This window comes from Lentzea sp. NPDC051208 (genome assembly GCF_040682435.1).
Lineage (GTDB): Bacteria > Actinomycetota > Actinomycetes > Mycobacteriales > Pseudonocardiaceae > Lentzea > Lentzea kristufekii.
Window position 1 is genome coordinate 79,603 of sequence record NZ_JBFBAW010000023.1, and the last position, 26,375, is coordinate 105,977.

The 26,375-nt window shown below is 67.2% G+C and carries 24 protein-coding genes; 15 read left to right on the plus strand and 9 right to left on the minus strand.

The features are described 5' to 3' along the window. The first annotated feature begins 34 nt into the window (after window positions 1-34). The 13 genes from AB0M48_RS38880 (at window position 35) to AB0M48_RS38940 (ending at window position 13,404) form a co-directional block, all read left to right on the plus strand. Window positions 35-418, plus strand: coding sequence for a phage tail assembly protein (locus AB0M48_RS38880; RefSeq protein WP_363852290.1), 384 nt, complete (start codon window positions 35-37; stop codon window positions 416-418). Then, on the plus strand, window positions 415-624 hold the full coding sequence (locus tag AB0M48_RS38885; RefSeq protein WP_363852293.1) for a DUF6760 family protein: 210 nt from the start codon (window positions 415-417) through the stop codon (window positions 622-624). Before AB0M48_RS38880 ends, AB0M48_RS38885 begins: the two co-directional genes overlap by 4 nt. Window positions 625-2,432: 1,808 nt before the next feature. Next, the gene (locus tag AB0M48_RS38890) at window positions 2,433-3,758 is read left to right on the plus strand and encodes a DUF4157 domain-containing protein (RefSeq protein ID WP_363852182.1); all 1,326 of its coding nucleotides are present in this window, start codon (window positions 2,433-2,435) and stop codon (window positions 3,756-3,758) included. A gap of 12 nt (window positions 3,759-3,770) precedes the next feature. Beyond that, window positions 3,771-4,280, plus strand: coding sequence for a phage tail protein (locus tag AB0M48_RS38895; protein WP_363852185.1), 510 nt, complete (start codon window positions 3,771-3,773; stop codon window positions 4,278-4,280). Window positions 4,281-4,308: 28 nt separating this feature from the next. After that, window positions 4,309-4,908 carry a phage tail protein gene (locus AB0M48_RS38900; protein ID WP_363852188.1) on the plus strand — a complete coding sequence of 200 codons (600 nt, stop codon included), beginning with the start codon at window positions 4,309-4,311 and terminating at the stop codon, window positions 4,906-4,908. Between the two features lie 17 nt (window positions 4,909-4,925). Beyond that, window positions 4,926-5,669, plus strand: a complete 744-nt coding sequence (locus AB0M48_RS38905) for a hypothetical protein (RefSeq protein ID WP_363852191.1) — start codon at window positions 4,926-4,928, stop codon at window positions 5,667-5,669. Continuing rightward, window positions 5,666-7,558, plus strand: a complete 1,893-nt coding sequence (locus AB0M48_RS38910; protein WP_363852194.1) for a phage baseplate assembly protein V — start codon at window positions 5,666-5,668, stop codon at window positions 7,556-7,558. Before AB0M48_RS38905 ends, AB0M48_RS38910 begins: the two co-directional genes overlap by 4 nt. A 10-nt stretch (window positions 7,559-7,568) precedes the next feature. Beyond that, on the plus strand, window positions 7,569-7,976 hold the full coding sequence (locus AB0M48_RS38915) for a GPW/gp25 family protein (protein ID WP_363852197.1): 408 nt from the start codon (window positions 7,569-7,571) through the stop codon (window positions 7,974-7,976). After that, window positions 7,976-9,934, plus strand: a complete 1,959-nt coding sequence (locus tag AB0M48_RS38920) for a putative baseplate assembly protein (RefSeq protein ID WP_363852200.1) — start codon at window positions 7,976-7,978, stop codon at window positions 9,932-9,934. Before AB0M48_RS38915 ends, AB0M48_RS38920 begins: the two co-directional genes overlap by 1 nt. Beyond that, window positions 9,931-10,473, plus strand: a complete 543-nt coding sequence (locus AB0M48_RS38925; RefSeq protein WP_363852203.1) for a phage tail protein — start codon at window positions 9,931-9,933, stop codon at window positions 10,471-10,473. Before AB0M48_RS38920 ends, AB0M48_RS38925 begins: the two co-directional genes overlap by 4 nt. 230 nt (window positions 10,474-10,703) lie before the next feature. Continuing rightward, window positions 10,704-12,251 (plus strand): zinc ribbon domain-containing protein, encoded by a 1,548-nt coding sequence (locus AB0M48_RS38930; RefSeq protein WP_363852206.1) that lies wholly within the window; start codon window positions 10,704-10,706, stop codon window positions 12,249-12,251. Window positions 12,252-12,264: 13 nt separating this feature from the next. Continuing rightward, complete coding sequence (locus AB0M48_RS38935) at window positions 12,265-12,699, plus strand: hypothetical protein (protein WP_363852209.1); 435 nt, start codon at window positions 12,265-12,267, stop codon at window positions 12,697-12,699. Window positions 12,700-12,861: 162 nt separating this feature from the next. After that, window positions 12,862-13,404 carry a hypothetical protein gene (locus tag AB0M48_RS38940; RefSeq protein WP_363852212.1) on the plus strand — a complete coding sequence of 181 codons (543 nt, stop codon included), beginning with the start codon at window positions 12,862-12,864 and terminating at the stop codon, window positions 13,402-13,404. Window positions 13,405-13,522: 118 nt separating this feature from the next. Here AB0M48_RS38940 and AB0M48_RS38945 read toward each other — a convergent pair whose 3' ends face one another. From AB0M48_RS38945 to AB0M48_RS38980, 8 genes are all read right to left on the minus strand, one after another. Beyond that, window positions 13,523-14,254 (minus strand): DUF4765 family protein, encoded by a 732-nt coding sequence (locus AB0M48_RS38945; RefSeq protein WP_363852215.1) that lies wholly within the window; start codon window positions 14,252-14,254, stop codon window positions 13,523-13,525. A gap of 15 nt (window positions 14,255-14,269) precedes the next feature. Then, window positions 14,270-14,980, minus strand: a complete 711-nt coding sequence (locus AB0M48_RS38950) for a hypothetical protein (RefSeq protein ID WP_363852218.1) — start codon at window positions 14,978-14,980, stop codon at window positions 14,270-14,272. A 141-nt stretch (window positions 14,981-15,121) separates the two neighbouring features. After that, window positions 15,122-15,661, minus strand: a complete 540-nt coding sequence (locus AB0M48_RS38955) for a response regulator transcription factor (RefSeq protein ID WP_363852221.1) — start codon at window positions 15,659-15,661, stop codon at window positions 15,122-15,124. Between the two features lie 260 nt (window positions 15,662-15,921). Continuing rightward, window positions 15,922-16,926, minus strand: a complete 1,005-nt coding sequence (locus tag AB0M48_RS38960; RefSeq protein ID WP_363852224.1) for a helix-turn-helix transcriptional regulator — start codon at window positions 16,924-16,926, stop codon at window positions 15,922-15,924. Between the two features lie 412 nt (window positions 16,927-17,338). After that, on the minus strand, window positions 17,339-17,512 hold the full coding sequence (locus AB0M48_RS38965; RefSeq protein ID WP_363852227.1) for a hypothetical protein: 174 nt from the start codon (window positions 17,510-17,512) through the stop codon (window positions 17,339-17,341). 110 nt (window positions 17,513-17,622) lie between these two features. Next, the gene (locus AB0M48_RS38970) at window positions 17,623-19,281 is read right to left on the minus strand and encodes a regulator of G-protein signaling domain-containing protein (protein ID WP_363852230.1); all 1,659 of its coding nucleotides are present in this window, start codon (window positions 19,279-19,281) and stop codon (window positions 17,623-17,625) included. 205 nt (window positions 19,282-19,486) lie between these two features. Beyond that, window positions 19,487-21,994 carry a hypothetical protein gene (locus AB0M48_RS38975; RefSeq protein ID WP_363852233.1) on the minus strand — a complete coding sequence of 836 codons (2,508 nt, stop codon included), beginning with the start codon at window positions 21,992-21,994 and terminating at the stop codon, window positions 19,487-19,489. A gap of 166 nt (window positions 21,995-22,160) precedes the next feature. Beyond that, window positions 22,161-23,444, minus strand: a complete 1,284-nt coding sequence (locus AB0M48_RS38980) for a putative adhesin (protein WP_363852236.1) — start codon at window positions 23,442-23,444, stop codon at window positions 22,161-22,163. A gap of 237 nt (window positions 23,445-23,681) precedes the next feature. Here AB0M48_RS38980 and AB0M48_RS38985 point away from each other — a divergent pair, with 237 nt between their 5' ends. Then, a complete protein-coding gene (locus tag AB0M48_RS38985) occupies window positions 23,682-25,256 on the plus strand; it encodes a hypothetical protein (RefSeq protein ID WP_363852239.1) in 1,575 nt (524 codons plus the stop codon). Here the strand turns inward: AB0M48_RS38985 and AB0M48_RS38990 are convergent. Continuing rightward, the gene (locus AB0M48_RS38990; protein WP_363852242.1) at window positions 25,253-25,717 is read right to left on the minus strand and encodes a hypothetical protein; all 465 of its coding nucleotides are present in this window, start codon (window positions 25,715-25,717) and stop codon (window positions 25,253-25,255) included. The two genes, AB0M48_RS38985 and AB0M48_RS38990, sit on opposite strands and share 4 nt — an antisense overlap. A gap of 343 nt (window positions 25,718-26,060) precedes the next feature. On the opposite strand from AB0M48_RS38990, the gene AB0M48_RS38995 reads away from it, so the two are divergent. Further along, window positions 26,061-26,363, plus strand: coding sequence for a hypothetical protein (locus AB0M48_RS38995; RefSeq protein WP_363852244.1), 303 nt, complete (start codon window positions 26,061-26,063; stop codon window positions 26,361-26,363). Window positions 26,364-26,375 lie beyond the last annotated feature (12 nt).

Here is a 26,375-nt window from a genome sequence, read left to right on the forward strand (position 1 = left end):
GCCGTCCACCGCACCGGACGCCGGGTCGTCCTCAATGGACTCCGCGCCATTGAGGACGGAGTACCCGTTCGTGCTCCCGAGGGGGTACGTCGACCACTCCGGACAGGTCCACCGCAGCGGCGTCATGCGCCTGGCGACAGCACGCGACGAGATCGCACCACAGACCGACCCGCAGGTCCGGCAGAACCCGGCGTACCTCACCGTGTTGTTGTTGTCCCGCACGGTGACTCGGCTCGGCAGGCTCGACCGTATCGATGCCGAGGTGATCGAGGGTCTCTTCGCCTCCGACCTCGCCTTTCTGCAGGATCTCTACCGCCGGATCAACCAGCAGGGGCACACGGAGGCCGACGTCCGCTGCCCTGGGTGCGGCCAGGAGTTCTCGGTCGACGTGTCCGGTGATGCCTCGGGGGAATCCTGACGTACGGGGCTGATCAGCTCTGGGAAGAGGTCACGTACGTCGCCTATTACCTGCACTGGCCGTTGCCCACGATCCTCGACCTGGAGCACCCGATGCGGCACCGGGTTGTCGAGGAGATCGGCAAGATCAACACCACGTTGTCCGATGACCCCGGAGAAGAACCGGGTTTGAACACGTTCTCAGTCCCGTTCTCGCTCTTCGGTTGACGGGACGCGAAAGCAGAGGAGAGGGGGAGATCACCATGAGGTGGTGGCCGTTCACCTGGCGCCGCCGTGCGGACGACGGCGAGCAGGAGACAGGGCGGGCTTGGCGCAGGCTGCCCGCGTTGAGAATGACCGTGGAGGTCGTACCCCCGACGCTCAGCGGACGTCCGCTGACGATGCCTCCGGTCGCCGGCACCAAGCCCGTTCCCGTGGTGGGCACGTCCGGGCCGTCACGCCGTGGACTGAACGTGCTCCCGCTCGGCGGTGCGCCGGACGGGCCGACCGGCCGGGTCACCGGCCTGCTGCGGCCGTTGCCGCCGCCTGACCGGACGCACCGCAGGCGCATCCGGCACCAGGTGCGGCCGGATCCGCTCGAGCCGCTGGCGTACGAAGGAGAGGACGTCGAGGTCGATGGCCTGCCCGCGGTACCCGCCCGTATCGCTCAGGTGATCGCGCCGCAGGCGATCACGACGAGGCCAGTGCTCACCCGCGCCGTGGACGACTACGTCGGCGAGCCGGTCGCACCTCCGCTGCCGCGTCGATCGGCTCCGGCCTCAGTCGCTCCACCTGTGAGTGATGACCCGTTCATCGCCGCGCTCCGGCCTTTCATGCCGACCTGGCAGCAGGCAGCCGCCGAACCGGTGTCCGCTCCGGTTGAGCAAGCCAAGCCTCAGCACCGGCCGCCGGACCGGCAGAGGCCGCGCGCCAACCTCGGACAGAGCCGCCGTCTCGGTCTCGGCAGGCCACTCGCTCCGCGCGCTGAGGCTCGCCCTTCCGGGGAGGACAGCGTGGTATCGGAGCAGAAGGACGCCGGCGACGGCCCTGGCGAGCCGGAAGGCGACGCGGAGATCTCGCCGCAGGCCGTGCAGACGCCGGAGACGGTTGTCGGAAAACAGGATGATGCAGGTACGGTCCCGGTCGCCCCGGACATCATCGGCGATCCCGTCGCAGTGGCGGAGCCTGGACTGACTCCTCGCGGCGCAGCGCCTCTGAAACACCGCCGTGCGGCACGTCCCACCGGTGTTCCAGGCGAAGCCGTCGCTGGCGAGGAACCACCTTCAGAAAACGGGTCCACACCGGAACCTCCGTCCGCGCGCGAACCGGGGGGACCACCCCCGGACGTGGCATCTTTCCCTGCACCGGCGTCGACGCCGGAGCTGAGGCCGCAGTCGCCACCGGTGGCCACGACTGCGACGCACCCCGTGCCGGGTGAGACGGTGGCGCCCCCCGCCGTCTCACCTTCTCCAACGGCACCCATTGCTCCGGAAACGCCGGTGGACAGGGAGGCTCGTGACGTCGTACCGACGGCACCCGCCGCGCCCGGAAAGGCCGTGGACAGCGAGATCAGCGGTGTCGGGCCCGACGCAACCGATGCGCGAGGCGACCGCCGGCGTGGTGCCGGTGCCACCCCGAAGCTCGGCCTGGGTGCCCCGCTCCGCCATCGCCGTCCGCAGCGGCCGGTCGTGCGCGACGAGACCGTGGCCGATCGGGGGCACCACGGCATGGTCGTCTCTGAGCCACAGGCGGACCTGCCGGACGGAGCCAGTGGGCCTCGGACTCCGGCCGACTCGCCGGCGGCACCACCGCCGGAGGCGACGCACACGCCACCTCCGGCGGTGGTGCCGCAGCCAGTGGCCGAGCCTGGACCTGACGGCGAAGGCGCGCCGGCGACGGCATCACCACCACCTGCTTCCGATCTTCCTACCGGAGAGGGTGTTCCGACGCCCACCCCGGAACTGCCCACCCCGGAACTGCCCACCCCGGAACTGCCCACCCCGGAACTGCCCGCCCCGGATCTTCCGAGCGGTGACGTGATCGCACAATGGGTGCACCCGGCGCTGCAAGAGAACCTGCGCGGAACCGGCTCCATGCTCGACACCCCGGTGGCGAGCGCCGCGCCGGACCCCGACCACTCCCGCGCTGACGAAACGCCGACGCCCCTTTCCCACGACCTCCGTCGGGTCACTGCCGCGGATCTCGTGCACCATCCGGTGGAGGCGGAGAACGCGGAGCTCGTTCTCAATGCGCCGCAGGGACCGCGTGTGCCGCTGCGGCACAGGCTGCTTCGTGTCGTGCGGCGCACGACACCACACGACGAGCCTGCGACAGATGTGCCAGGTGCCACGTCTGCGGGTACGCCTCCGCACGATCCCATGAACACACCCGGTCCGGAAGTCCGACGCCGCCTGGAGCCCATCGCCTCCAGCCGCGTGCCGGACGCGCTCACGAGGCACGTGGTTCCCGGTGCGGTCGCGCAGGAATTCCGGCAGCTGCACGGTGTCGACATCAGTGCGGTGCCTGTCCTGCGCGGACCTCTCGCCGGCAAGTTCGCCAGAGCACTTGGTGCGCGGGCGGTGACGCATCAGGGTGCGGTGTTCCTGCCCGATGAGGCGGGGCCGCTGGACGGGCGCGCGGCGAGTTCGTTGCTGGCCCACGAACTCGTGCACCACGTACAGCAGACGCAGAGAACCGCAACGGTAGACGAGTCCACTCCAGACGGCAGGAGAATGGAGCAGGTCGCCGTGTCGACCGAACGCTGGTTCCGCGGCAACCGGATGCCCATGGCGCACGTCAGGTTCCCGGCCGGAAAGCCGGCGAGCCCCACGATGCGTGAAGACTTGAGCTCCTATGTGCACGACATCGTCGAGCAGGCCGCAGGTGAGGCACACGACAGAGTGCTGGCCGACACCCAACGAGCTTCGATCACCGCCGGAGAGCCCACCACGATCCCGGAGCTGGGGATGAACACCAGCACGGCGGACTCCGCCGGTGATGGTGTGACCGGTGTGGATCATCTCGGCTTGTCGCCGTCCGCGGTGGAGTCTTTGCGTCGCGGCGAGCCGGTCCTCGTCCGGGCGGCGGCGCACGGACTGCCGGGCGTGGCCGAAACGCTCGAAGACGTCCGCCGCGCAGCGGAGCTGCCGACTGACAGCCCGTTGCTGTCCCAACAGACTGAAGCTGAGCTGAGGCAGACATTGCGCGAGCTGAGAGAGGCCGACCGAAGTGCTGTCGACCTGAACAACCCCCGCCAGCTGGATGAGCTCGCGCGGCGGCTGTACGAGCGGATTCTCGGAAGCCTGCGTCATGAGCTGCTCGTGGACCGGGAGCGCGCGGGGCTCCTGGCGGACTTCCGGTGAGGTGACGACGTCATGGTCAACATGAGACAGATCAGCAGCGCGGTCAACGACCTCTTCGGACAGGTCGGCATGACCCACCGCTTCAGCGTCGTGATGGATCACGACCTGTTCGAGCTGGGCGAGTGGCAGCGGGTGTCCGGGTTGTCGGTGACCTGGGAGCCGTGCGAGTTCCGCACCGGTGACATGGGCAACGACTTCGTCCTTTACCCCGGCAAGACCAAGTACGACAACATCAAACTGGCCAGGGCGGCGTGTGGCGCCACCCAGGACGTTCAGGACTGGCTGGGCGAGGTGTCGAGGAGCTGGTCGCCGATCAGCGGCGCGATCGCCCTGCACGACTACCTGGGCTTCCGCGTGGTCGAGTGGGAGATGCGGGAGCTCTTCCCCATCGCGTGGTCGATCAGCGACTTCGACGCCGGTGACGGAAAGGTCGCCGTCGAGACGCTCCAGGTGGCCCACACGGGCTTCCTGAACGACAAGTTGAGCAGTGACAAGCGACTGTCCAGACGAGCTCACTGGTGAGCGCTGTGATCGGTGAGGAGCGAACGAGATGCTAGGTGGAATCAGCAACGCCGGGCAGATGCTGGGCCCCAATCTGGTCGGGGCTTTGCTCGATCCTGCGGATCCTCCCAACGGGAGAACGCCGGTCAAGCTCGGCCTCGCCATGCGTTTCGTGGTGGTGGTCGACGACATCTCGCTCGGGCACTGGAGTTCGTGCAGTGGACTGAAGGTGGAGTTCAAAACCGCGAAGGTGAACGAGGGTGGTGAATACCGCAAATCCACCGTGCTGCCGGACCGGATCGAGTACGGCCAGCTGACGCTCAAGCGCGCCGTTCACCGCAACGGTTCCGACGAGGTGCAGCGTTGGCTGCAGAGGGCCATGAACGACTGGATGAACTCTGCTGACGGAAGCCTGCCTGTGTCGCAGACGGCCACTATCACGGTCATGGATGCCAACAACGATCCCGTGTACGCGTGGACGTTGACAGGCGTCCAGCCGATGTCGTGGACCGGACCGGAGCTCGACGCTTCCACCAGCCGGGTCGCGGTGGAGACGTTGACGTGCGTGTACGACGGCATCGCCGGGGCGAGCAGCCACAAGACCTCGACCGGACGCGGATACACCGGTCCCGGTTCCAGGCTCATCTGACGCAATGGAGGCGAGCAATGCGCGTCCCGCAGACCACCTCGAGCAAAGCGACGCTGACCGACGAGGGAGGCGCACGACTCGAGTTCGACTTCAACCCCGAGTTTATCACCGTCACCAGAGCTCACCAGCACTCGGGCCACATCAACAATGAACGGCCCAAGGTGTCCGAATCCCCCTATCAGATCACCAACTGGACGCCGACGAAGTTCACACTTTCCGAGGTGGTCTTCGCTGGCCCAACGACGCGGAAGAAGGTGAACCAGCTCGAACGATGGCTCGAGCCGAACTGGCGGAAACCCGGTGCCGCGCGGGGCACGGGCATGGCCAGGGGGGAGATCGGTCCGGTCCCCGAGGGCGGCACACGTGACGGGCAGAAGGTGTGGCATCTGCCGACGTTGCGCTTCGTCTGGGGAGCAAGAGGACTGAACGAACGAGTCGAACTGGAAAGCCTGAACGCGAGCTTCACGCGTTTCACGGCGGACGGCATGCCGGTTCGAGCGAAGGTGACCATCACCCTGCACGTCATGGACATGCAGTTGCGCGCGACGAATCCGACCTCCGGCGGCCTCCCCGGCAGGAGGGCCACGACGCTCGTCCAGGGACAGAACCTTCAGGGACTCGCGCTGGAAGGCTACGGCTCGCCGGCGCACTGGAGGCAGCTCGCCGCGCTCAACGGCATCGAGGACCCGTTGCGGGTGCGGCCGGGCACCGTGGTGTATCTCCCCAACCGGGACGAACTGCACGACGGGGGCGCACGATGACCCGGCCCGCCGAAGCCGTGCGGGAAATCGTCGAGGTGAGCGTGCGCGCGGGCACCCCGGTGAGGCCCTTGAGCCAGGAGCACCACGCGTCGGTCATTCGCGTCGTCGTGGACATGGATCTCCACCTGCCCGGCATGTTCGAGATCACCTTCGACGACCACGAGGGCACTGTGGTGCCGGGCGCCGGCCTGGAGATCGGGAAGGCACTGGAGGTCTGGGTCTCGGTGGGCGAACGGCCCGCGGAACGGCTCATCAGCGGAGAGGTCACCGCACTCGAAGGTGTGTACCACCGCGATGTCACTCAGATCGTGGTGCGCGGTTACGACAAGGCGCATCGGCTTCAGCGGGCGCGCAGGACCAGGACTTTCCTCAACGCGACTGATGCCGACGTCGCGAAGCGCATCGCGGCGGACGCCGGACTGGTGCTCGGCGACGTCGAAGCCACCAGAACCAGCCACGCGCACCTCAGCCAGGTCGACGAGACGGACTGGGACTTCTTGCAGTCTCGGGCCCGTGAGATCGGTTATGAGACGGGCATGGCGCCGGACGGGAAGTTCTTCTTCCGAAGTGCCGCCAGCACGACCGGCAGAACGCCACCGGTTCCGCTCGCGTTCCAGGAGAACCTGACGATGTTCAGGCCGAGAGTCACGGCAGGCAACCTGGCGTCCGAAGTGGAGGTTCGAGTGTGGGACCCAGGTGCGGGAAAGGCGGTTGCCGTGAAGGGGGCTGTGAGCACCGGCAACGCGGGACTGAACGGCGTGGATCCGGTGACGGTGAGCAAGGCCTTCGCGGGTGGGCCGGCGGCACCGCGCCCGTCCAAGCCACCGGCTGGAGCCAAGCCCGGAACGGGAAACCTGGGTCCCGCGCCGAGTGAGCGGGCGTTCGTCGTCACCGACCGTCCGGTCGCCGTCGGCAGCAATGTCAACAGTGCAGCCAAGCAGGTGCTCGACAGCGTTGCCGAGCACCTGGGGAGCACGTTCGCCGAGGCCGAAGGCGAAGCCGACGGCAACCCAGCCGTCCACGCCGGGGCCGTCGTCGAGATCGGTGGCGTGTCCGCACCGTTCGCGGGCAAGTGGGTGGTGAGCCACGTCCGGCACGTGATCGGGAGTTCCCAACATGGCTATCGCACGAAGTTCGCCGTGACCGGCAGGCAGAACCGGTCACTGCTCGGGCTCACGGTCAACGGGTCCGCGCAAGCGAAGAGGCGCACGATCGACGGCCTGGTGTGCGGTGTCGTCACGAACATCAACGACCCGGACCGCAGGGGCAGGGTCAAGGTGACGCTGCCGTGGCTGGCGCCGGACTACGAGTCGGACTGGGCCCCGACGGTGCAGCAGGGTGGCGGCAAGCAGAGCGGTGCGCTCTTCCTGCACGACGTCGGCGACCAGGTGCTCGTCGGTTTCGAGTTCGGTGACCCGCGCAGACCTTATGTCATCGGCGGCATCATCGATCAGCAGACCGCGTACGACCTGGGTGCGGCTGCGGTGATGACCTCCGGCGCCACGGCGGCCGTGGTCAACCGCGGCCTGGTTTCACCGGCCGGCAACCGTCTTGTCTTCCACGACCAGATGAAGCCGGACCCGAAAGCACCGCCGACGGCGTCGAGGATCACGCTCGGCACGAAGGACGCGAAGCTCGGTCTCGCGGTCGACCAGGTCGCGGGCACGGTGACGGTCACGTGCAACCCGGCTCCACCGAACAGCAGCACTGCGGTGGGCAACCTGACGGTCGAGTGCGGGAACGCCGGCACGATCAACATCAAGACCGGTGCGAACGGAACCGTCAACATCGACGGTGGTGCAGCGGTGAACGTGACGTCCGAGATGTCGCTGAAAGTGGAGAGCAAGGGCGTCGTGACGGTCAAGGGATCGCAGATCAAGCTGAACTGAGGGACAGGCCATGCGTGCGGACTTCATCGGATCGGGGTGGGCGTTTCCCCTTGGTGTCAACGCCAACGGTTCCATCGCGCTGGTGGACGGGGCCACCGAGCTGGAACAGGCCATGCGCCTGATCCTTTCCACCTACCCCGGTGAACGTCCCATGCGCCCGCAGTTCGGTTCCCGGCTGCGCGACTTCGTGTTCGAAGGCACCACGTCGGAGAACGCGGGCCAGATCTCCTTCGAGGTCCGCTCCTCGCTAGCGCAGTGGGAGCCGAGAGTGGACGTGCAGGACGTCGACGTGACGCCGGACCCGGACCAGCCGGGGTTGCTGTACATCGACATCACCTACTCACCTAAGAACGAGAACGACTGGCGAAATCTCGTCTTCCCGTTCTACACGATCCCCGACGACGAGAGTGAATACTGATGGCGCTGCCTTCGCCCGAGCTCGACGACCGCCGCTTTCAGGACCTCGTCGACGACGCCAAGCGCATGGTGATGCGCAAGTGTCCCGAGTGGACGGACCACAACGTGTCCGACCCCGGCGTCACGCTGATCGAGACGTTCGCGTTCATGACCGATCAGCTGCTGTACCGGCTCAACCAGGTGCCGGACCGGTTGTACGTGAAGTTCCTCGACCTGATCGGCATGCGGTTGCTGCCACCGACGCCGGCGAAGGCGCCGGTCACCTTCTGGCTGTCCGCGCCTGCGACGGTGCCGCTGGTGGTCCGCCGGGGCACCGAGGTCGCGACCATCCGCACCGAGACCGAAGACCCGATCACGTTCTCCACGGTCGAGGACCTCGACATCGAGCCCTGTGAACTGAAGTACGCGCGAACCATCCATGCCACCAACGACATGTCTCTGGTGCACACGGAAGAACTGCGGATGCGCAACTGGTTCCGTGCGTTCGCGGAGCCGCCGGTGCCGGGGGACCAGCTCCTGCTCGGACTCGACGAGGCGGTGCCGTCGTGCGCCGTGCGCATCGATTTCGAAGGCCGCGTCGAGGGCATCGGCGTCGACCCGGACAACCCACCGCTCGCGTGGGAGGCGTGGGATGGTGAGGAATGGCAGCCGTGCGAGGTGTCCCTCGACGAGACCGGCGGGCTGAACCGCGACGGCTCCGTCGTCCTGCACGTACCACCGAACCACGAAGCCGCCGTTCTGCACGGCGAGCGGGCGGGCTGGCTCCGGGCCAGGGTGACCGAACCTGAGGAGGGGCAGAGCGGATACACCGCTACACCGCGGGTGCACGCCTTGAGCGCGAGCACGGTTGGTGGGACGGTGACGGCGTTGCACGCGGAGATCGTGCACAGCGAGGAGCTCGGTGAGTGCGAAGGCGTGCCAGGGCAGCGGTTCGCCGTGTCCCGCCGTCCGGTGCTCGCCGTGCTGGGCGTGGATCCCGTCGTCGAGACCAGTTCAGACGAGGGCTGGACGCCTTGGAGCAGGGTCGACGACTTCGCGGCCAGTGGGCCGGACGACCTGCACGTCGTGTTGGACCCGGTGGCCGGCGAGGTGCACTTCGGTCCCGTCGTCCGAGACCCCGGCCGTGTGCTCCGGCAGCACGGTGCTGTCCCCGAGAAGGACGCGGTCGTCCGGATCAGGGGATACGCGACCGGCGGCGGCATCGAGGGCAACGTCGGTACCGGCGCGATCCGGACGCTGAAGTCGTCGATCCCGTTCGTGGCCGAGGTCGAGAACCGGTACCCGGCCAGGGGTGGCACTGACGGCGAGACCGTCGAGGAGGCGAAGACCCGCGGTCCCGTCTTCCTGCGCACTCGTAGCAGAGCGGTGACCACGGAGGACTTCGAGGTGCTGGCGAAGAACATCGCGCCCGAGCTCAGCCGGGTGCGCTGTATTCCGGCCGGGACCGCCGACACCGATGCCGGTGGTGTGCGCGTGCTGGTGGTGCCTGCGGCGCCGATCGAGGACGGGCGGATCGAGCTGCAGGACCTCGCACCCGACCGCGAGATCATGAACCGGATCGCGGCGCACCTGGAGGACGTGCGCGTGGTCGGTACCAGGGTGGTGGTCGAGCCGCCGCTCTACCGCGGCGTCACGGTCGTCGCCCGCTTGGTCGCTCGTCCGCGGGTGAACCGCGAACGGGTGCAGGAAGAAGCGTTGCGCGCGCTCTACACGTTCCTGAGCCCGCTGCCGGGCGGCGGCCCGGACGGCGCGGGCTGGCCGTTCGGGCGTCCGCTGCAGGCGGGCGAGGTGTTCGCCGTCCTGCAACGGGTGCACGGCGTGGAGCTCGTCGAGGACGTTCGGTTGTTCACGGCGAACCCGGTGACCGGAGAGCGTGGTCAGGAGACCCAGCGCATCCGGTTGGAGGCCAACAGCCTCGTGTTCTCCTTCGAACACCACGTCCGCGTGGAGGAGTCGTGAAAAGCGGTGCAGCCTCCGCGCTGCGCACGCCTTACCCGCTGGTCACTCTCATGCCCTCGGTGTTCCAGGACGACTCCTTCACCACGAGGTGGACCTCGGGACTCGACGACGTACTGGCCCCGATCATCGCGTCGATCGACTGCCTGGCGGCTTATCTCGATCCGCTGCTCGCGCCCACCGACTTCCTGGAGTGGATGGCGGCGTGGCTCGGTGCGACTCTCGACGAGAACTGGCCGGAGACCCGCCGGCGGGCGGTCATCTCGCAGTCCGCGGAACTGTACCGGCAGCGCGGCACGGTGGGTGGCCTGCGACGTCACCTGGAACTGGTGACCGGTGGCCGCGTCGAGCTGCGCGACAGCGGAGGCGTGAGCACGTCGACACGTCCGGGGGCGCGGCTGCCGGGTGACCACCGGCCGGCGCTGGCGATTCGCGTCGTGGTGCCTGACCCCGATCTGGTGGACCACCGCGCGCTCGACTCACTCGTGACGATGGTCAAGCCTGCACACGTCCCGCACACACTCGAGGTGGTGAGCTCATGATCGTCTGTCGTAAATGCGGAGGAAGGTGCGACGACAAGGACACCTTCTGCGGATCCTGCGGTGGTTTCCTCGAGTGGACCGGCGAGCGCATGAAGGTCGAGGTCGACGAGAGCGTCGTCCAGGAGGCGCAGGAACAGGAGAGCCAGCGGACGGAGCAGAAGCCGAATCTGCTGCTGCGTGCCCAGATGGCGATGGGACGGATGACGTCCGCGCCCAAGGCACCTGTGCAGATGAAGACCCTCGGCGGCGAGGCGATCGGTCCTGGTGGACGTGTAACGGGCGGCCTGGGATCGATGACTCCAGGTGTCGGCAAGCCAACCGGTCTCACGCCGCCGTCGGCACCCGGGCTACCGAAGCCGCCCGGGCTTCCGGGTCTGCCTTCACCGCCCGGCCTTCCCAAGCCTCCGGGTGCGCCGTCGGCGCTCGGCAGCCCACCAGGACTGCCTGCACCTCCCGGTCTGCCGAAGCCACCTGGGATGCCTGGCCTGCCATCGCCTCCTGGACTGCCTAAACCTCCGGGGCTACCTGGTCTGCCATCGCCCCCCGGCTTGCCCGGCCTGCCGCCACCTCCGGGCTCAGCGCCACCGTCTGGGCGTCCGTCCGTTGATGACGACGATGACGACTTCGAAGACGACGACTTCGAAGACGAGGATCTCGACGATGAGGATCTCGACGAGGACGACGACTTCGAGGATGACGATGACGATGACGATGATGACCTCGATGAGGACGACTTCGACGAGGACGACGACGACTTCGATGACGAGGACCTCGACGAGGATGACTTCGATGACGACGAGGAGGACGGCGGCGCCGGGCTGATCGCACCGGTGGCCGCGGCCAACGATCTGGAGCGAGCAAGGGCCGCAGTCGCCGCACCTTTGTCACTCGACGGATCGGTAGACGCGGATCCAGACCCCGAGGAGGTTCTGCCGCAGGCGTTCAAGCGCCGTGCGGTGGTCACGACCAGTCGTCCCACGCGACGGCCACAGGCCGGTGATCTGCTGTGCGGCGAGTGCGGGGAGAGCAACCCGCCGGATCGCAACTTCTGCAGCCGTTGTGGCTCGTCGCTGCGCACGGCCGTGGTGGTGAAACCGAAGTGGTGGCGACGTTTCGTTCCCCGGCGCGGCCCCAAGGTGGTCAAGGCGTCCAAGCGGCCAGGACAGGCGGCCGCAGCGAAACCGAAACGTCACATCGTTGCCAACGTGATGAGGGGTGCGCTGCGGGCGTTCACAGTCGTGCTCGCCGCATCGGTGTTCCTCTACGGGTTGTACCCGCCGTTCAAGGTGCGGGTGAACAGCATGATCGTGAGTGTCAAGGACAAGGTGAACTCCGCGGTGAACAAGCAGTTCGTGCCGATCCGGCCGAGCTCGGTGACTGCGTCGGTGGAACTGCCGGACCGCGGCGGCAAGCTGGCCTCCGACGGTTTCGCGAACACCAGCTGGCTGGCGCCGTACCCCGCGGTAGCCGATCCCGCAGCCCTGCCGAAGCTGACCATCAAGTTCGACAGCAAGGTCACCTTGACCCGGCTCATCGTGCGGGCAGGAGACAGCAGCGCTTTCGCCGAACACGGGCGGCCCGCGAGGATCAAGCTGAAGTACTCCAACCTCCAGTCGGACGCCCTGCAGCTCAAGGACTCCGCCGAGCCGCAGACCCTGGTGCTCGATGCAGGGCTCGCCGTGGAGAGCGTTGAGCTGACCATCGACAACGTCAACAAGGCCGAGGGCGTCACCGACGTCGCGCTGGCCGAGCTGGAGTTCTTCGGCTTCGACCTGTGAGAGGCAGGCGCAGATGGGCGATCTCGTCATCAAGACCGGCGACCTGATCAAGATCACGATCCCGCCGCCGGCGATCGTGCCTCAGCTGCAGGCGCCGGTGCCGCTCACTGGGTCCAGCACCAACGTGATGGTCGCGAACATGTACGTGTGCCTGCTCGGTGACGAGTTGCCGGACATGATCTCGGGACTGCTGCCCTACACCGCACCTCCGTTCATCACACCGGGAACGGGCCGGCTTCAGATCAACCTCCTACCCGCCAACATGACCAGGCAGACAGTCAACGGCGGCAAGGTTCTGCTGGTGAAGGGGCAGCAGTTCCCGGTGACGTTCACGGTGCAGACACCGGCCCAGCAACCCACTCCGACGGGACCGCTTCCTGACACCTTGCCGGTGAAGCAGGGCACTGGCCAATTCATCACGACGAACATGACGGTGTTCGCGGGTTGACCAGCGCTCCGTCCGGAAGTCTGCCCCAACCGCTCCTGCAGGTGGCGCCAAATGCAAGCACAGTTTGTCCATCGCTTGCGAACGCCGTCCACACCCGCGGCAATCGTGCGGCACAGCGCGGAACGGCGGCTTCATCCACCCCTGGGGCCGCCGCCTTCGCACATGATCATCACGCAGCCGTTCCTGACGTCGATCGGGGTGCATGCCATGAACCAGGACCAGACAGACTGGGCGACGGCGTACTACTACGTCGCAACACTGTGGGCGCTGGTCGGAGATGACTTCACCGAGGAGTGGAGGCATCTGCGCGACTCCTTCGAGCGGCAGCTCGCCGACGTGCCGGCCGGGCACGAGTCCGGTGATCGGCTCCGGTCCGCACTCGCCGCGTTGCAGTCGCAGGTGGACGAGGTGGCGGCGGTCCGCGCGCACAGCGGAGCGAGCAGGGAGGATCCCGGCAGACTCGTCCCCGTGTTCGCCGACCTCGGTCGGGCATTGCGCCAGTTCAAGAAGATCGTGGAGGACGACGTACGCCATCTGCCGGTCGGGTCTGGTGACGAGTGGGATCTGGCCGTCGACCACGTGCGCAACGCGGTGTGCGAACTCGACAAGGTGTGGGTGTCACCCGCGCTCGCGCCCGCGTTCGGCGACGCTATCGCCTACCTCGGATCGATAGATCTGGATGCGCTCGTGCGCCATGCCCGTTGAACTCGCGGGTTGTCAGCGAACAGTGTGCCCGCGGCGGAGGACTGCGGGGACGCAAGAAGCTTTCCTGGCCACTCATGAAGCGGCATCGCGACGAGGTTGCGGTGCCGCTTCATGAGCATCAGACGAGCAGGCGGCCCAGGACGGAGCTGAGGACCTCGTAGGGGGCGTCGTTGCGGCAGATCCAGCCACCTTCGGAGACACTGCCCTTGGCGAGGTACTTGCGCTTGATCCTCACCACGATCACGTACTTCTTCTCGCTGGCGGACCTGGTGCTGAAGCGCACGGCGACAGCGGGGTTCGTGGTGAACTCCACCAAGTCGCCGAACACGTACTCGCCGACCTGCGCACGTGCCTCGCGTTCGGTGGGCGCCACGGTGTCCGGACTGCTCGAATGTGTGAGGCAGTGCTGCAGCTGACGCTCGTTGACTCCGCGCGCGAGCACCACGTCGTCGTCAGGTTTGGCCATCTTGACCCGGCCTTCCGGCGACAGCGAGTGGCCGCCGAGGTAACCCGCGACGTCGGCGGGCGAAACGCCCACAGCCACCGCACGGTCCTCGGCACCGCCGCGAAGCATCTCAAGGCGTGCAGCCCCCCCGAGAGAAGGCCTGGTCGATCGCGCCGTCGCGGGCGCGGCGCGCAACGCGTCCATGCGCGCACTGGAGACCGAACTCACGGAGCCGGCCACGAGTGAGCTCCGGGCGAGCGGCGTCAGCCGCCTGGCCAGGGCCGGGTTGGCGGTCGCGATCTCGTGGACCGTGCGCAGAATCGCCCGCTCGGCGACGGTCGTCGGGGTGGGAACGTCCGGGGTCGTCGGTTCCTCGGTGGCGGGCTCCGGAGTGGGGGTCGTCACGGTGACTCCTTTCGATCATCGCGTGCTGACGGCATCCGCCGCCGCCTCGGCGAGGGTGTTGATGTCCATCTCGTCGAGCACGGCCACCAGTTCTGCCGGGGTGATGCCGAGTTCGGCGGCAAGACCTGGGATCGCCGCACCGAGTTCGTCGAGCAGTTGTGTGGCGGCTGTCGCGGCTTCCTGCGTGTCGTCGGTCGTCGGCGTCGCCTGCTCCTGCGTGGATTCGGGAGGCTGGACCGCCGACAGCCAGCCGCTGAGCCAAGCGTGCTTCTCGTCGTCTCCGAATGCGGACGGCCAGTCCGCGCCCCACCCGCTCTCGAGGTAGGCGGCCAGATCGGCCCTCCACGTCGGCGACCAGCCGGTGAGCAGGCGTTCCTGATCCGCGTCGACCCATCGGAAGACGTCGACGTCATCGATCTGTGGCGGCACGTTCAGCAAGGCTGCGTACCAGTCACCCAGCTGGCTCTGGTGCTCGTACAGATAGGCGAGCACCGGCACGGGGTCGGCGACCTCGCGGTCGAGGTGTGCGAGGAACGTTTCACACGCCCGCTCGAAGGAGGCTTCACGCGCCTTGGAGCCGAGCACCTCGTTGAAGGCTCGCGGCTCGCCGAGGCATTCGGCGTACGCGGAACAGACGACATCGAACCACTTCTGCGCCTGTGACGGGTCGACGTCCTGCCATACAGAGGTGGCTGCTTCGGCCGCTGTGGTTTCGATCTGCGACATGGGTCTCCACCGTTCTCCAGTCCACAGTGCACATTCGCATTCACCAGCATGTGCTGTGGCTCACCAAAAGCGGTGGCTTTCCGGGTCACGGAACGGTCAAGGCTCGTCACCTGATGGGGCAGCGGCCAGGTCGCCGGTCCGTCATCGCACAACGCCGCTGCGGTACGCGACGAGTGCGGCCGCGCACCGGCTTTCGCACTGCAGTTTCTGCAACACCCGTTTGATGTGAGACTTCACCGTGTGCTCGCTCACCGAGAGTGCGGCTGCGATTTTGGCGTTGGACAGCCCTCGAGCCATGTGTTCGAGCACTTCGTACTCGCGTGCGCTCAGAAGGTTCACCAGCGCGATGCTCTCCGGGTCGAGCATGCGGTCTGTCACGCGACCGATCATCGTGTCGCGCAGGGCAGCGGGCATGATCACGGTCCGACCGTCTGCGATCAGGCGCAGCGCACTCGTGAGCGCACCCGGTTGCCGAGGCGGATCGAGTATCGCGGAGGCGCCCGCCGCCAGTGCCTGCATGGCGGCCTCGGTGTCGACCGCGTCGTCGATGACGATCGCGATCGACGTGCCGGGAGCGGTGTTCCGCACCAGCTGGGTGGTCTGTGCGAGATCGGGAACGCGCAGACTCATCACCAGCACATTCGGCCTGTGGTCGACCGCGACCGCGAACGCGCGCTGCACGTCGGGGGTGTCGGCGACGATCCGGAAGCCGGTCTGCAGCTCGAGAATCCGCCGGATGCCTGAGCTGACCAGCACGTTCGGGTGAACGACGGCTACCGTGACCACGGGCCTGATCGGCTCAGGTGTCGACGGCGGCGTGGATGTCACCTCAACCTTTCTGTTCATGATCACTTCGAGCCGATCGTGTCACGGCGCGGCCGGTCACCGGACGCGGCACACGCATCTGTGGCACAAACCCGTCAGTGGCGGGAATCCCGCTGTCAGCGCTCGTCCCCGCCGTCGCCGTCCGGCGGATACCACCCGCGAAAGGCCGCCTGCAGGCCTGCCTGGAATCTGGTCCGCGCACCGAGCCGGTCCATGAGCGACCGGATCCGGCGTTCTGTGGTCCTCGGAGCGGCGCCCAGCTTCGTGCTCACCTGTTTGGTGGTGAGGCCTGCGGCGAGCAAGGTGAGGACCTGGAGGTCCTGCGCGTCGAGCGGGCTGTGGGCCGCTGCGGCATTGCTCGTCACGTGGCCCTTGGGCCACAAAGGTGCGGAGCGCTCCCACAGGAGCTCGAACAGCGTGACCAGTGCGTCGAGGAGCGGCGACGTCCGCACGAGCACGCTGGAACGATCATCACCTGCCGCAGGCAGGATTGCGACCTCGCGGTCGACCACGAGGAGATCGGTGGGCACTCGATCGACGACGCGTGCGTTCTCGCCTGCCGCGGCGAGGTGCGGCAGTTGTTTCCTGTGCTCGGTCCGCTCCAGAGCGCTGTGGTCGTAGATCGTGCGGCAGCGCACACCGTTGGCGAGCAGGTGCTCTCGCAACGTGGGGTCCTGCGACGAGGCGTCATCCGGTGTCTGTCTTCCCACGAGCAGGAGCACTTCGTTGCGCGCGAGCTCGTGTACTGCGTCGAATTGCTGTTGGGCGCCGGCACCGAGTACCTGGACTTGGGGGTCCGCCGTGGGACGGAAAGCGGTTGTCGTGCGCCGGGCGAGCTCGGCCGCCGTGACCCGCGCTCGCTCGATCTCCTGCTGCTTGCGCACGGCCAGCACACCGATCGCCAGGTCGGGTGGCGCTGGGTGGTACCGCGGGGGGATTTCCGGTGACACGAAAACCAGACCGAGTTCGGCCAGCGATTCCAGCAGCGCCCAGATCGCGTTCGCGTCCACGCCGATGTGCTCGCGCAGTTCGTCCACGGTGGATCCTGGATGATCCAGGACGACCTCGTAGAGTCCTTGTTCGGCCGGTCCGACGCCGAGGCACCGGAAATCCGCGCTCAAGTTCTAGAGCCTTTCGTGTACGTCGTTGGGTGCCTGGGCAGTATCCGGGCCGGTTGGATCACGTCGAACCCATGTTCACCCGGACGGCACATGAACCTGCCGCAAATCCCCACCACAGGTCAGGTGAACATCGCCCTTGTGTTTCGGGGCATCCCTCTGGGGAGGGATTGGCCGCAGACCCGTATGGGCCAGAGGAGGAGCTCAGGTGCCCGCCTCGCGCATTCAGTTGTTCCACCCGAGCCCCGAGGCGTTCCGGGCCGGGCCGCACCGTCCGTGTCGCCGCCGTCCGGGTCCTCCATCGCGAGGGAGTCGGTCAGCGTGCTGAGCGCCTTCCGGCGTTGATGCCGTACGAGCACGCCTGGCGGTAGACGTCGCGCTGCAGCTTCTGCAGCAACCCAGTTCCGCCGCCGCGTTACTGGTCGCCGCTGTGTTCGTGGTCATCGACGGTGGCAGCGGCCTCGTGCGCGCCACTGCGGAAGGTCTTGATCCGGTCGGCGAGCTTGTGGAACTCGTCGGCGCGGATCTCGCCGGCCGCGAGGTTGGGGGCGACCTCGATCCACCTCTCGTCGACCTGGCCCTCAGGCATTCCGCACATGGCAGAGAGAACGTCGGGCCTCGTGATCCGGCCGGTCGTGCTGACGCGTCACACTGGCTCCATTGTGGGGACATCCGCGGGATTTGAGGGGAGTCGCTGTTTCACGCTCGTCCGGCTTTGGCGAGGTTCTTGAACCTGGGATAGCTGTCCTGTGCCAGGGTCGAGAGGACGTCCTGCCGGGCTCTGTCGAACTGGCCCGGCTCCACCCGCGGGTTCACAGTGCCGAAGTGCCGGTCGAGCACGGCCTTCGACGCAGAACTCACGTTCACCACCTCAGGCCGGACGTACCGGGCGTAGATGCTGGCTGCGACGTCCGCGTCGGGTGCCGAGCGGAACTCCTCGACCTCACCGAGGAAATCAAGGTTCTCCACGGCGCGAATCCGCTCCAGGTACTGCCGGAACCGCAGCAGCAGATCCGGATCGTCAGCCCTGTTCGCCCAGAGCTTGACGAAGCTGTCCGGCCAACCCGCCGTTTCGTCGCCCTTCGCGACGGCCTTGCCCTTGCCCTTGGCCTTGTCGGCGGCACGCCTGGTGGATGAACCGTCGGCTGCCGCGTCCGCTCTCCGGGTGCGGTTCTCGCGGTCACCTGATCGGCCCGTGACGGCGTTGGGCAGCGTGCTGGTCACCTGCCGGCTGCTTCCCAACTGGTCGCGCAGGTAAACCTGCAGGACATCGGCAACACCGTCACCGGTCACCAGCGCGAGGATGTGTGGTTGGTTGCCGCGAGCGGTGCGGAAACCTGTCCGCAGTCCCACTCGATCGCCCACCTTGAGCATCGTGCCGCGGTGGACATCCTCGAGTTCGGCGAGGAGATCATAGAGATGCGGGTGTCTGGGATAGGCCGCGCCGGTCCGTCGCAGCATGACAGCGTTGCCCACCTGCAGGTACTCGAAATGGGGAGTAGCGCCCGCGACGTCGGAGAAGGCCACCCCGTGCTTCTTGCTTCCCCAGACCTTGGCATTGACCTGGTTCACCGCGTCGAACCGCCCGCTGATGGTGAACCCGTCGTCCTCGTTCGCGGCGATGTAGAGGCCGGTGTCGCCCCAAGCCTGCGACTGCCCGGACTTCGCGATCCCCGCCAGCACCTCCTCGAGAACCTTCTCCTGGCCGTTCGCGAAGATGCGCACGGCCGCTTCCCACTTCAGTCTCGATTCGACCAGTCGTGCGCTGTCGCCGGTGTCGACCCGCACGGTGAGACCGTTCACCGAGGTGAGACCGACCCGGACATCAGGCGTGGCCGATATCGCGTCCCTGCCGGCCTCGTCCAGCTGCTCGGCGTCCGTTGAACCGGAACCCCGCGAGTTCTGGAGGTGGGTGATCCGCCTGAGGAGCGCGATGGAGTCGCTCTGCAGCCGCACCAGCTCGGCGCGCCATGCTTCGTGCTCGGCCGCCCGGTCGTGCATCGCCTGCCGGGTGGTCTCCGTCCATTCAAGAAATGCCTGACGTACCAAGGCCTTGTCGTGTGGCGTGACCAGCCCGAGGAAAGTCGACTCCTCGAGAAGGTCGTCCGGCGCGTGGGCGCCGAACTGCTGGCCCAGGAAAGCGAGGTGGTGGTTGAAAGCTTGGACCAACGCGGGTGATGTGCTGTCGCGCACGCAGTCGAGGATGTCCTTGAAACTCAGGAAGAACTGCGGCATGAACCTCTCGGTGCCACGCAGCCAGCTCTCGAAACCTGCCATGACGCGGTCGAGTACGTGGAGGTCTTGGTCGAAGCCTCCCGTGCCGTCCAGGCCTGCCTGCAGATCGGCCTGTCGCTGCAACTGCGCGGAGGAGCTTGCGTTGAGGTCAGTGAGACTTTGCGGATGCGGGGACGCCATGAGAACTCCAAGGGACTTCGGATGCACCGCACTGGTCGGAGTTCGCAGTGCTTGCCGCCATCCTGAGCCCATCGCGCGGCCGCGTCGTGGCCCGGCGGGCACGAGCGCGTGCTGCGACCGGTGCCTCATCGGGCATCGTGTCCGCTCGTCACCGGCGCCAGACGAAGCCGGGTGGCGCCATCCGTCCTGAGGTGACGAGAAGGTTCGTCTCGGCCTGCGCGGAGGTGTCAGGTCCGAGCGATCGAGCCAGGATGGTGCGTGGACCAGGCGTCGTGCCGGAGAACAGGAGCAACGTCGCGGTGAAGCCGCCGTCCGAGCGAGCGGTTGCCGTCGCACGCTCCAGGTGACCGGGCGAAGTGACCTCAACGCGTTGTCCTGGCGCGAAACCGGTGCCCGACACCATCGTCGGCCGGCTGGGCGACGCGACGGACGGGGAGACAACGACCCTGGGCGCGATGCCGGATCCGTTCAGAAGCACGAGCTGGCTCTGCCCGCCGGCGCCTGTGACGAGCAGAGCCGCGGGGCGTTCGCCCGCGGCGCGCGGAGCATGCGCCAGGGTGATCACGCAGTTGTCACCAGGCGCGAGCACCGCACCCGAGCACGTGTCGGACACGATGCGGTAGTCGAGTGCGGTTGCGGGCACCGCGCCCGAGACGGACACGATCTCAGCGGTGGAGACGGTCATCGCCGTGTCCCCGCGGTTGGTGACCTGAACGGGAGTGTCCGCGCTGGAGGCCATGATGGACCGTTGCCCGAACGACACGTCCAGCGAGCCAACGGCGAGCACCGGGCCGACCAGAGGCCGGCCTACAACGGCCTCCAGGGGCACCACCACGGGCGCGGCACGGCCGCGGACGTTCACCACCAGTTGCGCAGACCGCACCCCGGAAGGGGAGCCGGCCGGCCGGAACCGCACCGACACGCTGCACGAGTCACCGGGGTAGAAGGTGCGGCCCTGGCAGGTGTCCGCCGGGTGGATGCTGAACTGATCGCTGTCTGCGCCGGTTACTGACACGGAAGTGATGTGCGCGGGGCCGAAGCCGTCGCCGTAGCCCAGGCGCACGACGGAGGTGGACTCGCTGTCCGGGCGCACCGGCGCGAAGGAAGGTGACTGCCCCGCCATGCCAGGGGTGAGCAGCCGTGCGTAGACGTCGGACCACGAGTTCAGGTCGCCGTCGGCGAGATTGTTCGCCTCGGAAGTGAACACGATGACGCCACCGTCTGCGGACAACGAGACCGAGTAGCTCTCGTCGTTGCCCATGCACGGTCCTGTGGGCCAGCTGGTGGCGCTCACTGCGCATTGCTGGTCGAGTGCCTGTGTGACCACGTGAGCGGACAACGGTGGTTGGCCCGCCTGGGCACGGGCCCGATCTACGACGACGTCACGCGCCAGCACCTGGCAGTTGCCGTTTCCGCACATGGTCGTGCTGTTGGGCGGGCACGTCTCCGGCACGGAGCAGTCCGGGATCCGGCCTTCGGCGGTAACACCTGGCGCGATGAACGTGAGGATTCTCCCGTCACCCGACAAAGCGGGTTCGTTGCCCCACGAGTTGGCTTCTCCGGCGCGCTTTTGGTCGGAGGCCAGTTCGGACGTGAAAGGCTCCGACGGACTCGGCCACAGGACGTTGTCACCGTCGGGGTCCCGGTCCACCAGGCGAACAAAGAACACGTCGTACTGGAATGCCACCACGCGTGCATCGTTGGACATCGCCAGATGCGGGTCGACGGTGGTCATCACCGCCCCGTTCCCGTCGACACCGAGTACATCCTCTCGGCGCGGAGCGCGGTCCCCGGGAACGATCCCGACGAACCGGCCGGCGCTGGTGCGGTCGGTCCAGTCCGTCAACACGCCGACGTAGTCGCCGTCGGCGGAGATGACGGGTTGCCTGGCGCGCGTGATGCCGGACCCCGGCGCCGGGGCCACCTGCCTGGTCGCGAGACGCGCGGGCAACAATCTCCCGTTCGGTCCGAATCCGAGGCGGGTCACCTGGACTCCGACGTTGGCCGAGACGATCGAGTCCCCGTCCGGACGGTGTTCCCACGCCACCGAACTTCCGTCGGCGGAGATGACAGGTGTGCTGCTGACGCTGCGCACGCCGTCATTCGCTGTTTTCACGCCGGCGTAGGCGTAAGCGTAGTCACGCCTGCCGTCCGGCAGGACCTCGTCGAAGTCGCCGTCACCGTCGGGGTCACGGTCGCAGACGTAGACGTCGGCGACGTACTCCCCACCCTCGCCGGCCTCGGCGTCCGGGTCCTGAGCACCACCCATCCGCGGCGAGGTCGTGCGGAACGCGACGTACCGCCCAGTTGCCGAGATCGACGGCTGGCTCGCCTGGACGAGGGCGGGGTCGACCCCTCCGGGTAGCTGACTGATCAGCACGATCTTGTGCCGCGCCCGGTCGTGGACGTAGATGTCGGCCGTGTCCTCGGTCTGGTCGAGCGGGTCGAGCTCCGCCACCGAGCTGAACGCCACGTGCCAGCCGTCACCGGAGACCACGGGCGCTTCGCCGTCACCGTACTCGTCCGGCACGGGGTGAGCGCTGAGGTACTCGGTGTACGCGTCCCCATCGGCTGCTCTGGCACCTTGCGGTGTGGTGACGAGCATTGCCGCCGCGATGGTCAGCACCGCTGCCGACGCGAGCAGGAGGCGGCGCACACGTCGCGTTCCACTCCGGGAACGGGGTCCACCAGCTCTGCTCAGTGTCATCGACGTCGCTCCTGTGTGCGCGAATCTGAAGTGTTCCTAGGGTCGTGCTTCGTCGCACGGCCGAACGCGTCCTATCGGGCAGGAAGTCGTGCAGGGTTCCGGGACTTCAATGCCGTTACTGCGCGTCGAGGACGACACGTTCCGGCAGGTGATCACGCAACCGGTCGAAAGCCGCCTGCAGTCCCGACCGCGTCCGCTGGTCGTCGGCCAAAGCACCTGCCGGTGCCACGATGATCGTGGGTTCGCCGTCGTGCTCGTCGCGCCGGACGACCAGTTCACCTGTGCAGGCAGGAGAGCCCGATGTGTGAATCGCGCGGGCGGCCTTCCACCACGCGTCGTCCTCACCGAGGAGCAGGCGATCGCCCGCGAGGAGGAGCGGCGTCGATCCACCTTCCCGGAGCGCGGCCAGCACAGCCGCGTTGTGCTTGTCGACGGCTGCCCAGTCGACGTCGTCTCCGGTTCCTGGTTCGGTGAGCACGAGCGAGGTGATGATGCCGTCGCGGTACTGCTGATCGATCGCCATGGCGTCCCTGCGTTCGGTTTCCTGCAACCCGGCGTTCCACCAGTCGAGGGCCGTGGCGGTCTCACCGGCGGAGATCAACTCCTCCACCCGGTACAAAGTTTTCTCAACGCCTGCGATCGCTTTCTCCAACGCGTCGTCCTTCCGCAACACCGCTCGGGTGTCGGCCGGTTCGGCGCGGTACAACCGGTAGAACGCGAGCGCGCCGTGCTCGGCCAGGTAGGCCTTCGCGCTGTACTGGGTCGCCCATGTGCTGACCCTGGTGTCCTGGAGGAGCATCACCTGAAGCTCCTGCCGGTCGATCGCGTCGGCGTGATTCCGTTTGCCGAGATCGTTGAGGTGTTGCCACGCCCTCGCCGGGTTCAGCCTCGCGGTGATGAGGAACTCCCGGACCTTGCGTTCGTAGGCCGTGAACCGTGCCTCATCCGCCGGATGTGGCGGGCTTGCGGGAGGGCTGTCCTCACTCTCCGCGCTGCGGCAGGACAACAGGAAGACGTCCGAGTGGCCGTCGAGGAGCTGCAGCAGGCCGCCGCAAGTGTGCCGGCGCCCCTCCGGCGGACAGCTCGCCTCGCACAGCTTGATCCCGTCCCTTCCGATCGTCTCCCCGATGTACCGGACGTCCAGGCCGCACTGCGCAAGTGCGAGAGTGTGTCCGTACTCCTGGGAGGAGAGCCGGAAAAGCGCGTAGTTGGGAATGGGCTCGAGAGGCTGCTTCGTCTCCCGCGGGGTGATCTGTCCACCGGTCGCCACAGCCTGCACCGTGACGGCCGTCGCAACGTCCTCGCCTTCCTCGGCGTAGAAGTGCAACCGCATGTCCTCGGGCACGAAGGTCGTGGAGCCGGTCACCTCCGTGCCGTGTCCTTCGACGTAGACGGTCATGGGGCAGTCTTCGATCGGTTAACGGACCATGTCAACCGCTCTGTGCACAATGGACTTTCTGCTGCCCGGTCGTGCGCTCGAAGGTGCCCGTCAGTAGGCCCTTCCGCAGGTGCCTTCGTCCCCTGGGAGGCCGACCATCGAAGGCAGTGGTCACCGCTGGAGGTGCCGCCCGACAGAGAAGAGTCCGACGTGCCTCGAGCCTCTCACGACGAAACGGACGTCCACAGCCGGATTGCCATGCTGACCGAGGACGTCTCGGACACAAAGCAGTACGCCGCGGCCATGCGCCAGGCACACCAGGTCGTGTCCGGTGCGCTTGGCAGGCAGAGCTCTGGCGAGATCGCCGAGGACCTTGCGACGTTGTCCTCGGTGGATGCCGAGATCGCGTCGTCATTGATCGCCGATCTGGCGCACAAGCTCGGTACGAAGGTCGATACCGCTGCGGTGCTGGCCTCCCAGGACGAGTTGCGCGCCCTCGTCGAGCTGGACCTCGACGCAACCGTCGAGTGGCTGCGCACCGCCGTGGCGTTGACCGAACACTTCGTGCGCGAGGCTGACAACAGGGTGAAGCACGCGGAGGAAGAGATCGGTCGGCTGTCAAGTCGAAATGACAGCAAGGTAGTGGCGGACATGGTCGCCCAGGAGATCAAGGGCGTGTACTTGGCGGTCACGGGGCCGTTCGCCCAGATTCCGCCGGTCGAACTGACGCTGGCCGAGGCGGAGGACAAACTCGCACCACTGAAGATCGCCGGAGGTCTGCCTGAGGCGGTCCTGCGTGCCTACAGGTCACCCGACAGACGCGAGACCCTCCTCAAGAGGGCGGCGGGATCGGCCGTCGAGCTGATCCTGGATGCGGACTGGGTCGCTTGGATCATGGTGGATCTGCGAGAGGTGAACGAGGACAACCGCGAGGTGTGGAAGAAGAGCGCGTCCAGAGGCATGTCCTACGACGAAGCCCGGAAGGGCTCGAAGGCGCACATCGACTGCCTGATCTGGGAATCGGCGGTCATCATGCGGCTGCACGACACGGAGTTCTGGAGTGCACCGTACCTGTGGCCGCTGCTTGAGGGAATGCCGGGCGTGCGGTCGGGCACACTGCGCAAGGTGGGCAACGACGTACCTGCGTGGGACAAGCCGAAGGTGCTGTTGCTCGAAGGTGGGATCGCCACGGATGCGCACGCCGATCTGCTCACGACTTACGTGAAGCACGTCTTCGGCTCCGATCGGAAGGCCGTGCTGCGGTTGCAGGACAAGGCCAAGCGGCCGTGGAGCAGGACCGGTCGCGCGGCGGAGGAAGGAGAGGCGGGGGCGAAACGTCCTGTGGCGGACAAGGGCAAAAAGCGAGTGCAAGAGGCTCGGCGGGCACAGGAGCCGCAGCCCTCGTCGTCGGCTGACCGGAAGGGCAAGCAACCGGCGGCCACTGCGGAGGCCGTGCCGCGCTTCAAGGAGGTGTGGGCGGACCAGAAGAAGTACAGCGGTTATCTGAAGCGGTACCGGAAGTACATCGTCGATCGGCTTGCAGACGAAAGCCTTGACTTCCTTGAGGCCGTGCGGACGTACCGTGCGGGACGTCCGTCGCTGGACCGGGCTGAGGCGATCTACCACCGGTTCGTCGAGGTGGGTTCGGAGCGGGAGATCAATGTGGACATGGCGGCCAGGCTCGCCGTTCGCGACACACTTCGCGCCGGGCAGCACCGCACGGGAACCCGGCTCGCCACGGTCTTCGACGACCTGGAGAAGGCTGTGATCAACCTCCTGGATGGCGATATGAGCACTCCCTTCCGCAGCGAGGTGCGCCAGGGGAAGTACTAGCGATCTCGAGTGGTGCCGGTCGTGCCCGGCCGGTACCACTCATCAACCGGTCTCGTCCTGAGCCATCGCACGTGTCGCCGGGGAGAGATCACCTCGCGCAGCGCGGACACGACGGTGGTCGCGGTGGGTAGCCAGCGTTTCTCCGGGCTGGGACACACCGCCCACCGGATCATTCCGAAGTCGTTGGAGCTGGGGGGAAGCAGCAGCTCGCGTGGCGGGCGGATCAGGCCTACGCCGTCCGGCAGTTCCGTGCTGGACAACACGCTTTCGTCCACTTCGGCGAGGAACAACCAGCGCCGCCCGTCTCCGGTGGGCACGGCGAGCACCGGGCCGCAGGCTTCACGCAGTACGGGGTGGGCACGTGCTGACGCCGCGACATCGTCCGTGGCGTGCACACCGATCCAGCCTGCCGGCAACGGCAGGACGAGCCCGTCGTCTCTGGTTCGGACTCGCCAGGCCATCAGCCGGTGGTACTCGGCAGCCGTGAAGGGAGTCGGGCCGGAGCCGGGGGTCTGCATGAACGGCCTTCCGTCGCTCTACGAGAGGTGCCCCTTCACCCTGGCCGGTCCGGCGGTGCCGGGCGCATGTCCGTCCGGGCGGTCTTCCGTTCAGCTCGAGGTGCCCTTCTCGTTGCGCGGCCTCGTGAGCAGGCGTCGGCGGGTGGGCCGGCAGAGCTGGATGACCCGTCAGGGCAGGGGAGTGGGCACGCCGACGTGCCCTCGACGGGGTACGTCCAGCTGGGGCCAGCGGACCCGTCGTCCTGCAAAGTCGAAACGTCCGCACAGCACGACGGAAGGTGTTGCCGTGTACGACTCTCATGACGAGGCTGATGACCAGGAGTGGTCGCAAGCAGCGGTCGACGCGTTCTTCACGCAGACTGGCCTCCATCGGGACGACGTCCCTCATGACCTCGAGACCGCGCTGTCGGACGAGACCTGGTGTCTGCTCTTCGCCAACTACGTCCACACCCGTGACACGACGGTGGCCGACGCGCTGCAGCACTACATGGCGACGGGTGAGCTCCACATGGCCGTGCACGGCCCGCTCAAGCTTCTGTACCGCGACTTCGAGCGCGACATCAAAGATGACATGCCGTTGGGCAGATGAGGAACGGCGCGT

Bases quoted from the DNA above. Each gene is read 5' to 3' on its own strand.
- AB0M48_RS38880 (WP_363852290.1), top strand. From the start codon at position 35: ATGGACTCCGCGCCATTGAGGACGGAGTACCCGTTCGTGCTCCCGAGG.
- AB0M48_RS38895 (WP_363852185.1), top strand. From the start codon at position 3,771: ATGGTCAACATGAGACAGATCAGCAGCGCGGTCAACGACCTCTTCGGA.
- AB0M48_RS38900 (WP_363852188.1), top strand. From the start codon at position 4,309: ATGCTAGGTGGAATCAGCAACGCCGGGCAGATGCTGGGCCCCAATCTG.
- AB0M48_RS38905 (WP_363852191.1), top strand. From the start codon at position 4,926: ATGCGCGTCCCGCAGACCACCTCGAGCAAAGCGACGCTGACCGACGAG.
- AB0M48_RS38910 (WP_363852194.1), top strand. From the start codon at position 5,666: ATGACCCGGCCCGCCGAAGCCGTGCGGGAAATCGTCGAGGTGAGCGTG.
- AB0M48_RS38915 (WP_363852197.1), top strand. From the start codon at position 7,569: ATGCGTGCGGACTTCATCGGATCGGGGTGGGCGTTTCCCCTTGGTGTC.
- AB0M48_RS38920 (WP_363852200.1), top strand. From the start codon at position 7,976: ATGGCGCTGCCTTCGCCCGAGCTCGACGACCGCCGCTTTCAGGACCTC.
- AB0M48_RS38930 (WP_363852206.1), top strand. From the start codon at position 10,704: ATGAAGACCCTCGGCGGCGAGGCGATCGGTCCTGGTGGACGTGTAACG.
- AB0M48_RS38935 (WP_363852209.1), top strand. From the start codon at position 12,265: ATGGGCGATCTCGTCATCAAGACCGGCGACCTGATCAAGATCACGATC.
- AB0M48_RS38940 (WP_363852212.1), top strand. From the start codon at position 12,862: ATGATCATCACGCAGCCGTTCCTGACGTCGATCGGGGTGCATGCCATG.
- AB0M48_RS38950 (WP_363852218.1), bottom strand. From the start codon at position 14,980: ATGTCGCAGATCGAAACCACAGCGGCCGAAGCAGCCACCTCTGTATGG.
- AB0M48_RS38965 (WP_363852227.1), bottom strand. From the start codon at position 17,512: ATGCCTGAGGGCCAGGTCGACGAGAGGTGGATCGAGGTCGCCCCCAAC.
- AB0M48_RS38980 (WP_363852236.1), bottom strand. From the start codon at position 23,444: ATGACCGTCTACGTCGAAGGACACGGCACGGAGGTGACCGGCTCCACG.
- AB0M48_RS38985 (WP_363852239.1), top strand. From the start codon at position 23,682: ATGCTGACCGAGGACGTCTCGGACACAAAGCAGTACGCCGCGGCCATG.
- AB0M48_RS38990 (WP_363852242.1), bottom strand. From the start codon at position 25,717: ATGGCCTGGCGAGTCCGAACCAGAGACGACGGGCTCGTCCTGCCGTTG.